Consider the following 14,410-nt stretch of genomic DNA (forward strand, 5'->3'; position numbering starts at 1 on the left):
CTCCATGACAAAAAAGACCTATCCGTCTCCCGAATAGGTTTAATTCATCAATATTATCAATTAATGTATAATAATTACAGAAAAAGAAGGTGCAGGTTCCCCCATTCATCTGCTGTAGGCCACACACTACGGATCGATACAGCTATGTCGCATCATTCTGACCAACGTGCCGAAACAGCGATTGGCTCGACGTGATTCGTTAAGAAAACACAACGAGGAGATACTTACATATTTTTGATCTATTAATCTTTAATATAAAATAGTCCATATAATAATTCAATATACATATATACCCACTTTGTGTCAATATATAGTATTTTCGTAGAGTTTGTGTTACAATTCCAGGGATTATTGTTAAATATTAATCTTTCTCGTCGAAAGGAATGATTTGTGTGGAAGACCGTCATTTATTTACATCCGAGTCCGTAACCGAAGGCCACCCGGACAAGATGTGCGATCAAATCTCTGATGCCATACTCGACGCAATTCTGATGCAGGACCCCAACGCAAGAGTAGCATGTGAAACCGCGACCTCGACAGGGCTCATGCTGGTGACCGGTGAGATCTCAACCTCAGCTATGATCGACTACCCGCAAATCGTTCGCAACACCATCCGTGAGATTGGCTACACGCGGGCAAAACTCGGCTTCGACTGCGATACCAGCGCGGTGCTGATAGCCGTCAATCAGCAATCCCCAGACATAGCCATGGGTGTCGATGTTGCCTTGGAAGCTAAGGAAGGACAAATGGAAGAGGATGAACTGGAAATGATCGGGGCAGGCGATCAGGGACTTATGTTCGGCTTTGCCTGCAAAGAGACTCCTGAACTTATGCCGATGCCCATTATGCTGGCACACAAGCTCGCCAGAAGATTAACCGAATTGCGCAAAGCCAAGACCCTTTCTTATTTGCGGCCGGATGCGAAGACTCAGGTTACAGTTGAATATGAGAAGGACAAGCCGATCCGCATTGATACGGTGGTTATCTCTACCCAGCATGACCCAAACGTTACATTGGAGCAGATCAGACAAGATATGATTAGCTTTGTTATTGAACACGCTATACCGTCTGAATACCTGGATGAATCCACTAATATTTTTATTAACCCGACCGGCAGATTCGTGATCGGGGGGCCGCAGGGGGACGCCGGTTTAACCGGACGAAAGATCATTGTCGATACATACGGCGGCTATGCAAGACACGGCGGCGGAGCCTTCTCCGGCAAGGACCCGACCAAGGTAGACCGCTCCGGAGCTTATGCCGCAAGATACGTTGCCAAGAACATCGTTGCCGCCGGCTTGGCCGAGAAATGCGAGATTCAGATTGCCTACGCAATCGGAGTGGCCAAACCTGTGTCCATCATGGTAAATACCTACGGTACTGGAACCATTGCCGATCGTGAGATTGTTGAGTTAATCAGAGGTCTCTTCGATCTTCGACCAGCCGGCATTATCAAGATGCTCGATCTTCGCAAGCCCATCTACCGCAGAACCGCCGCCTACGGACATTTCGGCAGAAATGACCTAGATGTGCCGTGGGAACGCACAGACAAAGTTGAAGCTCTGCAAGCTGCAGCGGAAGCCCTGCATACAAGCGCCCAAATCGCATCCGCTAACGCATAATGTGCAGCTGAATCTGATCGGACAAGAGAATCGGCACACTTATGTATATTAATGCCGTTGCCGATCCTCCTGTCCGCTTTCTCACTATTCGACAATATCCAGCATTTCAATGCCTACATCCAGCCACTTCTCGCTTCCCATAAATTCCAGAGATATTCGCGCACGTTTTTTATGTTTGTCAATCTTTCTAATTATTGCTTCTTTTCCCTTTAACGGGCCATCACATACAATTACTTTCTTGTTCTCCACATACAAAGTGGAGTAATCGATGATATCATCAGTTCCTGCCAGCTCCAGAATCAAAGCAATTTCCTCTTCATCAATCTTAGAGAATGAATAGACTTCAAGAGCATCTTCCAGACTGTTGATCGACCGGTTCGCAGTAGCCTTAGCCTTACAGTTGTCGAATTGGTTGAGAAGGCGATAGAATCTGGGGACTCGTTTTAGATCATAATACGTTTGCACAGTCATCAGCGTCTGCACTAATACATATCCAGGAAACATTGTTTGGCAAACCTCATAGGTCTTTCCTTGTTTACGTTGCTTTAACTTCCGCTTGGGGACAAACGCATGCACCACCGTCTTATCGAAAAACTTGTGGATCATCTTCTGAACTAAATCTTCTTGTCCTGCTTGCACGTACAACGCGTACCAATTCATCCCTCTTCGTCTACCTCCCATCAGGTAACTAAAGCCTTAAGCCGTGAAGAAATTATAATTTTTAACTATATTGTTTTTAACTATAATCTCTTCCAACTATATACATATTACCCTGTGTTTGTTGTCGAAGTCCCTCGAATTGTGTATGATACGATTGATTCTCGAATAATCCTGTAAATGAACAAACGCTATACAGAACACAAAATATAATGCTACATAGAAACTAGACAGCAAAAAAGGGGTCCTTAGTTGTCTGACATCGAGAAGAACGTTTACACCGTAAGAAAAAGCACGGATCGTGCTGGAGATGCTACGAGAAGAAAAGTCCATATCACAGATCGCTTCCGAAGCAGGAAATCATACGAATGTTCTGAATCGCTGGAAAAATGAAGCCATTCAGAACCTTTCACAATTGTTTGTGGATGACCGAAAGGGCATCACCACAATGAAAAAAGATTACGAACAGCAGATCGAAGAACTCATCGCCGAGGTAGTCAAGCTTATCACTCAATTGTCGTGGCTCAAAAAAAAATCTGGCCGCTAATTTCACCCGAGACTAGCGTCTTCACCTTCTTGAATGGGATACCCCTACTAATGTCATTCCTCCTTTATTATCCATAAAAAAAAGGAACAGCGATTTGTCCCTTTAAATTAGGCTTATTGGATTCTTTTTTAAAGTGTCCTTTTCCCCAACCCTGATCGCCTGCCCGCGCGTTATTTTCCGCTTCCCGCACGCTCCATAAACAAGCGTCCGGCGTAATCACTGATCAGACCACGCAGGGTAAGCATGTCAGACCACCGCGCAGGGATGCCGCCGAGGCTGTAATATGCTCCGGCAATCTGGCCGTAGACGGCGCCGGTAGTATCAGCATCATCGCCCAGATTAACCGCCAGCAGCGCGCCCTCCTCAAAGCTGGTCGACTGGTGGAACGCCCAAAGGGCTGCTTCCAGCGATTGCACCACGTAACCGGAACCCTTGATCTCCGGCGGAGCCTTGCGTTGGTAGGAACCGTGCTTAATGTCCAGAATGCTGCCGGACAACATCCCCTCGTGCAGCCAGCCGCCGAAGGCGCCCGGGGCCAGCATCTCCTGCTTGCTCCACCCCTGCAGTCCGGCCAGGATGTAGGCCGCCATCAGGCGGCAGGCATCCACACATTCTGCAGCAGCATGGGTCGTCCGCGAGCTGAGTGCAGCGTACTCTATGGCGGCAGCCGGGTCCTCAGCATAATAGAGGACCACCGGGGCCAGGCGCATAATCGAGCCGTTCCCGGCAGCATGCGGATCCTCCGACCCGCTCCAGGCTTCGCCGCTGGCCTCGAAATGCATCAGCGCTGAGCGTGTGGCGTTCCCGATATCGAAGCACTCTCCCGTGCTGCTCAGGTAGCCTTCGCGGAACCACCGGACATACCGCCGCAGTTGGTCGGCGGGATCAAATCCCCGGGACGCAAGCAGGCTGTCCGCCAGGCACAGCGCCATCGAAGTATCGTCTGTCCACTGCCCCGGCTGCAGATTGAACACCCCTCCGCCAACAATATCCTCCAGCGGCGCAAAGGTCCCCGGAGCCTTGAATTCTACGGTGGTTCCCAGCGCATCACCCGCTGCCAGCCCTTGCAGGCAGCCTTGATAACGATCCATATCCAGTGCCATGTTACACCTCCTGCATTCCTCTTCTAAGTATTAACGAGAGTGGGTTGCTGAACAGATAATCATCATGTCCACGTATCTATCCGGGGTTTATTCACCGGGATAGACAAGCCCCCACTCTGCGCGCACCTGATCCAGCAGCTTCAGAATCGCTACTGATTCATCCAGCGTCAGCACAGGGCTCTCCGTTAGTCCCGCCTGCAGGCAACGTCCCACTTCCTCGGCTTCGAAGGCATACCCGATGGACCCCCGGTCATCCTCAAAGGTCTCCACAAGCTCGCCGCCGACATACAACTCAGCTGATTTCGGGTTTACAAAAGAGCCTTTAACCACTATATAGCCTTCTGTTCCGAACACATAAGCCTCCTGCAGCATATTCAGGCGTACCCCGCCGTTCAGGGAGGCCGATTTGCCATCGCCATAGGACAGCAGCAGCGAGAAATGCTCATCTACCCCCGTTTCACCCATATGTACAGTGCTGGCTACCTTTTCGGGGTGAGGCCCAAAGATCATCGAGGCAAAGGAAATCGGGTAAATGCCAACGTCCAGCAGCGCCCCGCCGCCCAGTGCCGGGTTCAGCAGACGGCTTTCCGGGTTCCATTCGGTGCGGAAGCCGAGGTCCGCCTTCACCATCCGTACGTCTCCAATCCGCTCTGCATCAACCCATTCTCTGACCTTGACGTTGGCCGGAATATACCGGCTCCACATGGCTTCCATCAGAAACAGCTTATGTTCGCGGGCATAGGCCACGATCTCCTCAAGCTCGCCGCTGTTCACCGTGAACGGCTTCTCGCAGAGCACCGCCTTGCCGGCACGCAGCGCAAGCAGCGCGTTATCTTTATGAAAAGGATGCGGTGTCCCGATATAAACCGCATCTACCTCGGGATCATTGACCAAATCTTCATACGTGGCATGGGCTACAGGAATACCGTGATTCTTGGCAAATTCATCGGCGCTTTCCTGATTGCGTGAACCTACAGCATAGGCAATCCCGTTCGATGCATGAGCCAGATCGGTTGCGAACTGGTGTGCGATCCAGCCAGTGCTGAGAATTCCCCATTTCACCTTGTAAGCGTTATCGATTGTCATTGATGAATCCTCCTTGTTTTTGTCCATATAGTACTTTTGATTCTATCAAACTATCCCTTGTGAGTACAGGCTCGGCGAGAGCTGCAGACAAACAGGCTGGTGTCCCCTGGATAAGGGATCGCCAGCCTGTATAAGTTCTGTTTAACCAGCAAAGCATAGTAGGGTTCTACTCTTCTACCGGATAAATTAGTGCACCTGCCCAAGTAACTGATAAGCCTCTTCCTTCGTCGTAACCGCAAGAAGCGCTTCTCTGAAATCATCATCCATTAGCTTACGGGACAACATTTGCAGCACCTTCAAATGGGCATTTCCCTTGCTGCTGCGCGGTACGGCAATCATAAATACCAGCTTCGCGTGATTGCCATCCACACTGTTCCAATCCACTCCACCCTGCTTAATGCCAAAAACCACGCTTGGCTTCAGGACCGCATCTGATTTACTGTGAGGAATAGCAATATTCATGCCGATGCCTGTAGAGCTTTCGTCCTCACGGGCCAATATCCCTTCTTTAAAATCACTTGCAGAGCTTATAGCCCCGTTTCTTTCCAGGATTGCAATCATTTCATCAATAACGGCTTCCTTTGTGGTCCCCGCTACATTCAGCTCCATTAGCTCCGGTGTTAAAATATCCGTCAGTTTCTCAAGACGGCCCTGAGTTGTTTCCAAGTCAGCAGCTATAGAGGTTTTGGCAGGCTTGACCTGGGGATCATTTCCCAAGCTTTCCGGGGCAACAGCCTCTACTGCTGTACTCTCCGCCACAATAGCAACGTCCCGCTTCAGCAGACTCACCATTACCACTGTTACGGCAGATCCAACGATAACAGCAATGAAAAACATAACAACATGGTCAACGGCCCCCAGCACAGCTACAACCGGTCCGCCATGGGCTACTCTGTCCCCCACATTTCCCAGCATCGCAATTACCGATCCAACCATTGATCCGGCCATGATGCTTGGAATCACGCGCAGCGGGTCCTGGGCCGCAAATGGAATTGCCCCCTCAGTAATACCAAACAACCCCATGGTAAATGTCGCTTTGCCGGCTTCACGCTCGGCAGATGCAAATTTGCGTTTGTTGATCATTGCAGCCAGTCCCATCCCGATAGGCGGAATACAAATGGCTACGGCGATAGGCCCCATAATTTCATAATTCCCTTCACCAATCATGGCCGATCCGAACAGAAAAGCTACCTTATTAACCGGACCGCCCATATCGAAGGAGATCATCGCTCCCAGGATCAAAGCCAGCAGAATTGAGCTTGTTCCCTGCATGCCGGCAAGCCAGCCGGTTAGTACTTCAAACAAATGGGCGATGGGAGATCCGATGACAAAGATAAAGATCAACCCTACAATCAGGGATGAGAGCACGGGGATGATGATAATGGGCATAATCGGCTGCAACGCCCGGCCAACTTTGATTTTGCGGATGCCGAGTGCTACATAGCCCGCCAGAAAGCCGGCAATAATCCCGCCGATAAATCCCGCTCCCGCTTCACTGCCATATAAGCTTCCGTTTGCGGCGATAAATCCGCCGACGATCCCCGGAGCCAGCCCTGGCCGATCTGCAATGCTCATTGCGATAAATCCCGCCAGAATCGGCACCATGAAAGTAAATGCAGCAGACCCGATATCCTGAATGTTCTTCCAGATGGAGCCTTCCGGTATCACTAGACCGCCCGGTGTCTTCACACCGCCAATCGTCAATGCGATGGCAATAAGCAGCCCTCCGATGACGATAAAGGGTACCATATAGGAGACGCCATTCATCAAATGACGGTAAATCGGATTTTGTTTCGGTGCTTTTTCACCCGAACGGCTGTCGGAAGAACGAGACTGCGCTTGGTACACAGGCACTTCGCCTTTCATGACCCGCTGAATCAGCTCTTCCGGACGACGGATACCATCCTGCACCCCGACAACTAGCAGCTTTTTTCCGACAAAACGGTCTTTTACTACCGTTTTATCCGCTGCAATGATTATTCCGTCAGCTTCACGTATTTCCTCCTCGGTCAACGCATTTTCCACGCCGATGGAGCCCTGTGTTTCAACCTTAATTTCAATGCCTAATTTCTTGCCTGCCTTCTGCAGATTCTCAGCTGCCATATAGGTATGCGCAATGCCGTTAGGACACGAGGTTATCGCTAATATTTTCATTTCTATCATCCCTTTCCACTTTTATCAGCGCTTACATTCTAAATTATATCCACCTTATTCCCGGATATCGGACAAACTTTTTACCGGAACTTCCGGAAAAACGGATTAATACCGCCAAAGGCGTTACCATCCCACGCAAGTGCCCAGGTCCAGCCCGCTCCAAAAAAGTGGGATGTCCCAAGCAGCCACTTCCTGGCTTTTTGAGACACCCCTGTACCTAAGTATTATTCAATTTGCAATTTATCTACCCAGCTTTCGGAGCAGGACCATCGCATCCGTTTCTTTGGCCAACGCGCTGACCAGTGCAGGCTGTTCGCTGATTCGGGACAATTCTCTGAACAGCAGCCGCATTTCTTCCCGCTCATCATGCTTAACCGCCAGCAGGAATACCAGATGCACGGTTTCAGCCCCCCATGACAGCGGGTGCTTCAGCGTAGCAATAACAATAGAAGACTCGCTGATATACTCTGAGCTCCCGTGTGGGATAGCCACCCCTCCACCAATGGTGGTATTAGATAGCTTTTCCCTGGCCAGCACACTTTCCGCATAGCCCTTTTCCGCATAGCCCTTCTGTTCAAGAATTCCTGCCAGTTTGGCAATTAACTGTTCCGGATGCTGCGCCTCCTGCTGGGGATAGACCAGAAACGGGGTGGTATACTTTAAAAAGACAGATTCCTCCACCGCATGGTCCGGCTCATCCAACCGCCGAATGGACTGTTCCAGCAAGCGCTCATCCCTGCTTTCCAGAAGCGGAGAGACGATTACATGCTTGATGTCCTCAGGAAGAGCCACAGTTGATATAACCAAATCCACGTCATGCAGGGCGAGATAACCTCTGACCTCTGCTTTGGATAAAGTTGCTCCTACATGCACAGACGGGAATTTGCGTTCCACTTTTGTACGGAGCAATTGAGACATTCCAATGCCCATGTGACACACAATAATAGCCTTTTGCGGTTGCCTCTCACTCTGATGCAGCCGTTCAACAGAAGCTTGAAAATGCAGAGTGACATAGGCGGCCTCCTCTTCTGGAAACGTTTGCCTTATTGCTTTGCCTGCTGCTTCCATTGCCTCTATAACGCGGTCAAACATGTAGGGATACATCTTTTTGATATCAGCCAGCATGGGATTGGATACCTTCAGGCCATACTGCAGACGGTTAAGGGTAGTGAACAAATGAACCTTAAGTCCATTCAGGAGCACCTGATCACTGGAGAATTCTATCATATTCAGTTCCGACATCCGCTTGACCAGTTGCCTGATCAATTCCGGCAGAAGCGGGTGGCTGTCCGCTAGCAGAGTCCGTCTCCCCTCTGTCTCCTCCTGCCCATAGCGAAACTTTCCGCCAAGCAAATGCAGGGTCAGGTAAGCTGTTTCCTCGCGTGAGAATGAGACTGAAAACAGCTTATGCAGTTGCTGCAAAAACGCTGCAGCCCAAGTGTATTCTTCTTTTTCCTGCAGAAAGGCAATATCCTGTTCCAAGAGCGAAATGGGCTGGTTTAGCTTTGTCCGTTTGACCATCAGCAGAATATGCAGCATCAGCCCTTCGAAGGTTTCATCCGTAAAAAAGAGCCGGTGCTGTTCCTGAAAGATTTTCAATTCATGATTTACAGCCGCAATTTCATGCGATTCAAACTGCTTGCGCATCCATTGTCCCGTAAGTTCAGGGCTGTCAATCAGCTGGTTCAGCCTGGCAAGGGCCAGACGTTTATTTTTTTCGGTGCCTTTAATCATAAGCCCTATGCGGGGTCGGATAATTAACGCTAGATCAAGGTGATGCAGCCAGTGCTCAATCTTCTCCAGATCTCTGCGGATTAACGTTTTGTTCACGTAATACTGAGCAGCAAGATCTTGTGTGGTCACTGGACTGGCGTTCATCAGAAGCCGGTAAGCGATATGCAGCACTCTTTCTTCATCCGAATCTTGCTCGGTATCATACTCCTCTGAATACAGCAGCTGAAGCAGAGCAGACTGGTCACCTTCACCCAGCTCCAGATAAATCCCAAGCCCCGGTTTTTTCACAAGTTGTGCTGTGGAATGCTTGTTCATATATTTTTGAATGACCTTCAGATCACTTCGGATGGTTTTGTCCGAGCAGCCGGCCTGATCCGCCAAATCCTGAACCAGCCATAAGCGGCCTGGCTCAGTTAACAAATTCCGAATAATCTCTGTCTGCCTCTTGTTCATTCTGCTCTCCCATAATCAATTTAGTTTAGCCGAAAGGGTTAAGTTCTTTAATCCTTATTATAGCTACAATATCGGATTGTTAATAAAATTTTGGGGGAAGAGCATACCGCTAGATCATAGCGAGCAGGGCACAGACGCTAATCGCGGCGAACCCGGCCGTGACAAGTAATGTGGCCGCATTCCAGATCCGGTGAATGAACGCCACATTATGGATATAGCTGTTCAGGAATATTTTCCGCAATAAGAATTGAAGCAGCCGCATAAAACCGAAGCCGAACCAGCTGAGCAGACAGAGCAGAGCCACATCCACACTCCATTTATTCACAAACCGGTCAGCCGTGGCCCCGTTGTAATGAATCGGTACAAAATCGGGCATCCGCGGGTAGAGATAGAAATACAGCACAATCGGTACAATGGCGGCAGCACTGCATAAGAGCATGGTCAGTCTGCTTTTGAACATGAATTGTCAACCTCCTATGGCTTGAACGAGAACCATCCGGTGCGCAGCTAGCTGCCATCCTCTACTCGTAACAGAAAAATACGCTCCTGGAATCCGCCCCGGCGTTCCGCCTTCTCTGCACGGACCTGCTCCAGAACCTCAGGGCTCCCCCCGTGTATGGCTGCCAGCGCCCGAATGACCTCAAGCAGATCCGCCAGTTCTTCAAGTGCCAGCCTGTCGTTGTCTTCACGGAAATACTCCTCCGCTTCCTCACGCAATTTCGCACGCAGCTGGTCTATGTACTCTTCATGCTCCAGTGTTCTTGTGATGCACACATGCCCCCCGGCAGCAATCAGCTCCGGTATGCCGTCACGCACAAGCTTATGGTACTCAGGCAGATGAAACAGCCCCTTCCTATATAAATTCTATCGTCTGTTATCCGGTTTACTGTAATGGATCAAGCAGCCTGTGCACAAAAGGAAGATCCGCCGGAGCAAAAGCAAACGCGTCCAGCTCATTCGCCGCCACCCACCGGAAAGCATCATGGTCACTCAGTCTGATTTGGCCTTCCAGCAATTCGGCCTTCCAGGCAATCAACCTGATCTTGAATCCGCCATAATCATGCTCATTCACCCCAAAAGCCGCGTAGGGATGAATTACGATGCTCATCTCCTCCATCAGCTCCCTGCGCAGACAGTCCGGCACCTCTTCGCCGTCCTCCAGCTTACCGCCCGGGAATTCCCATAATCCGGCCTGTGATTTGCCCTCCCGCCGCCGTGCGATCAGGATTTGCCCTTCTGCATTATGTATAATCGCTGCCGCCACTTCAATCATGGAGCTTCCCTCCTTCAGGCTATAGGTAAAAATATACCCCGGTGCAGCTGGGATATCCAGTAAAAACAAAAAAACTCCTCCCGGGGAACCCCAAAGAAGCGGCTGCCGGGAAGAGTCTTAAGCTTATTTTATTGAAGTGTTCCTGTTATTTCGAGAGTACAAGCTCCAGGCGGACCTCGAGATTATTTTCGGTGTCTAACACAATCGAGTGTGGGTTGGCCATGCCGAAATCTTCAAAGGTTACGGTGGTTGTACCCGAGAGCATAAGCTGTCCGCCGCTATATACGGCCTGACTGTCGAAGGTGACATCCTTTGTAATGCCTTTTACGGTCATCGTGCCCTGCAGCTGGACGGGTACCGCCGTGCCTTCCGTCCATTCCGCCGGCAGCTTCGAGAAAGACTTTACGACAAAGGTGGACTGCGGAAATTCTGTTGCAGAAAGGAAGTCTGCTCCCTTTACATGCTCATCTCTCTGGCCGTTGCTGGAATCCAGTGCACTCATCTCCACGGTGCCTTCTCCGGTCATCGCCCCCTCATCGCCCAGATTCACGTTCCAGGTTCCCTTAACTGACGGGTCCACGAAATTGACAGTTTCCTTGGAGGTCGTTACCGACCAGTATACTTTCGAAGTGTCGACGATGTTCCAGGCACCATTTAATTGCTCTGCTGTAACGGCTGCTCCTGCGGGCGATGCTGCCGCATTCGCTGTGTTCGTACCATTTGCTGCACCTTGCGCCTGTGTCGGAATCACGGACTCGATTTCAACATTATTGCCCAAGCTGTTATTCAAAAAGGTAAATGCGGTGATGGCTCCTACAATAACGACTCCAGCAGCGATGATGGCGATTGTTTTTTTCTTCATCCTGTTTCCTCCATCCAAATGGTTCTGTATTTTCCAGTATGGCTTGTTTCCCATTCTAGCAGAGCAATATGTCGGGAATAAGTCAAAGCACCCCCATCTGTATTGTGGTAAAATTGTCGTAATTTTAACTATATAGAGTGAACTTAAGAATCTAAGTTGCTGTAAGGAGACTGTCTATAGATGATGAAATCGATTCTGATTGTTGAAGATGAGGAGGCCATTGCCCGCGTGCTCAGCGCTTATCTCAAAAAAGCGGGCTTCCAGATCACCCGCGCCGCCGACGGACGCACTGCGCTGGAGGCCTTCGAGGTGGCTCCGCCTTCCCTGATTCTACTCGATATCCATTTGCCGAATATGGATGGCTTTGAGCTGCTGGGTCTGATCCGTGAGAAAAGCAGCTGTCCTGTGATTATGCTGACAGCCAGAGACTCTATTCACGACCGGCTGGCCGGACTGGACGGAGGGGCCGACGATTACATGTCCAAGCCCTTCATTCCTGAAGAAGTGGTGGCTCGTGTAAATGCGGTGCTGCGGCGCCCCTCCCAGTGGTCCGACGGCAGCCGCAAACGCCATTATGGCGGCCTGTTTATTGATTTCGGCGCACGCTCAGTGTTCCTGAACGGAGCCGAGGTTTCCTTGAGCCCGCGTGATATGTCGGTACTGCTCTTCCTTGCCGAGCGCCCGAATCAGATCTGTACGCGGGATCAGCTGCTGGAGCATGTGTGGGAGATGGATTATGAGGGAAGTGACAGGGCTGTGGACCTGTCGATCAAAAGGCTGCGCCAGGCCCTGTCGCACTGGCCTGCCGGAGAAGGCGAAATCCGCACGCTTAGAGGAACGGGGTATCAATTATGGACCACCTGAAGTTGAAGAAGCAGCGCAGCACCCACACCTCCATCCTCTCCTACTGGACGGTCCGCTACCTGCTGATTATCGGCACGGGTCTCCTGCTCACCGCGCTGGTGACCTTTTGGTGGATTCAGCAGGAGGCAATGAACAACCGGATGCAAACCACCGGTCTGCTCGCGCAGGAGATTGCCGACCGCAGCGTCAATGCGGACGGCAATCTGAATATTTCCCCGGCTCTGAATCAGCTGATCGAGGACCGCAAGCGGTTCTTCAAACTGACGCAGGAAATGTGCGTCATTATTATGGGACCGGAAGGTGAACTGCTGTTCTCCCAGCCGGCGATGACTGACCAGGAGATGCGCTACGAGCTCAACGACAGCCTGAGCGCGGCGCGCAGCCCGGAGTTCAAGTCGGCCGGTGCCCGGATTCAAGGGAACGGCGAAACGCTCGGGCAGGTCGTGGTCCTGCAGTCCAAACGATCCCTGCGGTTCATTCCGCGGGAGGAGATCACCTTCTTCTCGATTCTCATCTTCTTCCTGATCCTCTTAAGCTGGCTGACTATTTATCTCTTATCCATTAAGCTGGCCAAGCCGATTCAGCGGGTTGCCGCCGCTGCTTCGCAGATCAGCGGCGGTGAATACAACATCATCTTGAAGACGGAGGCCAAGGAGCGGGAAATTCACGAGCTGCTGCTCTCCTTCCAGGAGATGGCGGGCAAGCTTCAGCAGTTCGAGCAGTCCCGGGCGGTGATGCTGGCCGGGGTCTCCCATGAACTTAAAACCCCTGTCACCTCCATCAAGGGGCTGGTGCATGCGGTGCGTGAGGGCATTGTGGAAGGCGAAGAAGCCAGTGAATTCCTCGACATCGCTCTGCTGGAGGCCGGACGGCTGCAGCGGATGGTCGCGGATCTGCTGGATTACAACGCCCTGGCTGCAGGTATTGTCGCCATCCGTCATGACAGGCTGGATGCCGTTCCGCTGCTGGAGGAGGTCGTCTATCAGTGGAAGCTGACCCAGAGCGAGGAGGTATGTGAACCGGTGCTGCAGCTGCCGGAGCAGCCCCTATTCCTCCGGGGTGATCCGCTGCGCATCCAGCAGATTCTCGTCAATCTGCTCAACAATAGCGTACAGGCCAAGGCGACGGGGCATACCCTTCAGCTGACCCTCCGCCTTGAGGCGAATCCGGAGGGATATGCCGTGATTACCGTCACCGATAATGGGCCGGGCATTTCTGAAGAGAACAGCGAGCGGATCTTCGAACCCTTCTTCCGCAGCAGTGACAAACAAAGCACACTCCGGGGCCTTGGACTCGGCCTTACCTTCAGCCGGCTGCTTGCCAAAGCCATGGGCGGAAGCCTGCGGCTCGGCGACCGGCCGGAGCAGGGCTGCGCTTTTGTAATCACCCTGCCTCTATGCCGGTAGACCCTTGAGAGTACGATCCGGATTATAGTCCTTGAAGGGAACGGCATGGTATAATCAGGGCGACTGAAATTGAAACCGTAAACCGGAGGCTGCATATGCTTACTTTTGAACAGAAATTGGCTATTCTTGATTCCTACCCCCAGCTGGAGCGGAGAAATGTATCGCTGGGCCGGGTGAACTACCACTATGAGGAAAGCCGCCATGAGAAAAAAACGGTAGCCTTCCATCTGCATCCGAATGGCAACGGGTTTGTGTATGCAGGACTGCTGCGCGGCTATGAGACCGATGACAAAGGCATGGTGAACATCCGTGACTACGGGGAGCCCGAACTGCGCAGCCTGCTGGAGGCGTCCATCACCTCACTGTCTATGTATATCCCGGAGGCACCGGCACCTGGCAAGAGAAAGAAAAAGCAGGCTGACGGAGCACAGACACTGTGGACGAATGATGAAGGACATACGCTTACCCTGAAGCCGGAGGATGACCTGTGGTATCTCTACGCCGGACTTCAGCTGGAGATGGCTTTCGAGACGCTTGAAGAAGCTGAGGAATATCTGGCGGAAGAAGGATTTACCCAAGTGCAGGTCTAGGATTCGGGAAGAGCCTGAAGACCCTATAGTTAAAAAGGCCATATTCCACAGGGAAAGAA

The 14,410-nt window shown here is 51.2% G+C and carries 14 protein-coding genes; 5 read left to right on the forward strand and 9 right to left on the reverse strand.

Annotation, left to right across the window (positions count from 1 at the left end; translation table 11 throughout):
* Positions 1-383: 383 nt before the first annotated feature.
* On the forward strand, positions 384-1,622 hold the full coding sequence (gene metK / locus A3844_RS18105; RefSeq protein ID WP_074108123.1) for a methionine adenosyltransferase: 1,239 nt from the start codon (positions 384-386) through the stop codon (positions 1,620-1,622).
* 84 nt (positions 1,623-1,706) lie between these two features.
* On the opposite strand, the gene loaP is transcribed toward metK, so the two are convergent.
* Positions 1,707-2,282: an antiterminator LoaP gene (gene loaP / locus A3844_RS18110; RefSeq protein ID WP_074108124.1), complete on the reverse strand. Its 576-nt coding sequence runs from the start codon at positions 2,280-2,282 to the stop codon at positions 1,707-1,709.
* 298 nt (positions 2,283-2,580) lie between these two features.
* Here loaP and A3844_RS18115 point away from each other — a divergent pair, with 298 nt between their 5' ends.
* Entirely contained in the window at positions 2,581-2,826 is a 246-nt protein-coding gene (locus A3844_RS18115) for a hypothetical protein (RefSeq protein ID WP_083606916.1), read from the forward strand.
* 170 nt (positions 2,827-2,996) lie between these two features.
* On the opposite strand, the gene A3844_RS18120 is transcribed toward A3844_RS18115, so the two are convergent.
* From A3844_RS18120 to A3844_RS18155, 8 genes are all read right to left on the reverse strand, one after another.
* Positions 2,997-3,929: an ADP-ribosylglycohydrolase family protein gene (locus A3844_RS18120; RefSeq protein WP_074108125.1), complete on the reverse strand. Its 933-nt coding sequence runs from the start codon at positions 3,927-3,929 to the stop codon at positions 2,997-2,999.
* Between the two features lie 87 nt (positions 3,930-4,016).
* Positions 4,017-5,015: a Gfo/Idh/MocA family protein gene (locus tag A3844_RS18125; protein ID WP_074108126.1), complete on the reverse strand. Its 999-nt coding sequence runs from the start codon at positions 5,013-5,015 to the stop codon at positions 4,017-4,019.
* A 186-nt stretch (positions 5,016-5,201) separates the two neighbouring features.
* On the reverse strand, positions 5,202-7,169 hold the full coding sequence (locus tag A3844_RS18130) for a PTS fructose transporter subunit IIABC (RefSeq protein WP_074108127.1): 1,968 nt from the start codon (positions 7,167-7,169) through the stop codon (positions 5,202-5,204).
* Between the two features lie 240 nt (positions 7,170-7,409).
* Positions 7,410-9,356: a BglG family transcription antiterminator gene (locus A3844_RS18135; RefSeq protein WP_074108128.1), complete on the reverse strand. Its 1,947-nt coding sequence runs from the start codon at positions 9,354-9,356 to the stop codon at positions 7,410-7,412.
* A gap of 109 nt (positions 9,357-9,465) precedes the next feature.
* Positions 9,466-9,816 carry a DUF1648 domain-containing protein gene (locus A3844_RS18140; RefSeq protein ID WP_074082860.1) on the reverse strand — a complete coding sequence of 117 codons (351 nt, stop codon included), beginning with the start codon at positions 9,814-9,816 and terminating at the stop codon, positions 9,466-9,468.
* 47 nt (positions 9,817-9,863) lie between these two features.
* The gene (locus A3844_RS18145) at positions 9,864-10,193 is read right to left on the reverse strand and encodes a nucleoside triphosphate pyrophosphohydrolase (protein ID WP_074082858.1); all 330 of its coding nucleotides are present in this window, start codon (positions 10,191-10,193) and stop codon (positions 9,864-9,866) included.
* 46 nt (positions 10,194-10,239) lie between these two features.
* The gene (locus A3844_RS18150; RefSeq protein ID WP_341864897.1) at positions 10,240-10,698 is read right to left on the reverse strand and encodes a (deoxy)nucleoside triphosphate pyrophosphohydrolase; all 459 of its coding nucleotides are present in this window, start codon (positions 10,696-10,698) and stop codon (positions 10,240-10,242) included.
* 76 nt (positions 10,699-10,774) lie between these two features.
* Positions 10,775-11,491, reverse strand: a complete 717-nt coding sequence (locus tag A3844_RS18155) for a YceI family protein (RefSeq protein WP_074108129.1) — start codon at positions 11,489-11,491, stop codon at positions 10,775-10,777.
* Between the two features lie 183 nt (positions 11,492-11,674).
* Here A3844_RS18155 and A3844_RS18160 point away from each other — a divergent pair, with 183 nt between their 5' ends.
* From A3844_RS18160 to A3844_RS18170, 3 genes are all read left to right on the forward strand, one after another.
* Positions 11,675-12,355 carry a response regulator transcription factor gene (locus A3844_RS18160; protein WP_074083313.1) on the forward strand — a complete coding sequence of 227 codons (681 nt, stop codon included), beginning with the start codon at positions 11,675-11,677 and terminating at the stop codon, positions 12,353-12,355.
* Entirely contained in the window at positions 12,343-13,761 is a 1,419-nt protein-coding gene (locus tag A3844_RS18165) for a sensor histidine kinase (protein WP_074100198.1), read from the forward strand. The genes A3844_RS18160 and A3844_RS18165 overlap by 13 nt, the downstream gene beginning before the upstream one ends.
* Positions 13,762-13,856: 95 nt before the next feature.
* The gene (locus A3844_RS18170; protein ID WP_074082850.1) at positions 13,857-14,351 is read left to right on the forward strand and encodes a hypothetical protein; all 495 of its coding nucleotides are present in this window, start codon (positions 13,857-13,859) and stop codon (positions 14,349-14,351) included.
* Positions 14,352-14,410: the final 59 nt, after the last annotated feature.

The organism is Paenibacillus helianthi (assembly GCF_001909055.1).
GTDB lineage: Bacteria > Bacillota > Bacilli > Paenibacillales > Paenibacillaceae > Paenibacillus_AQ > Paenibacillus_AQ helianthi.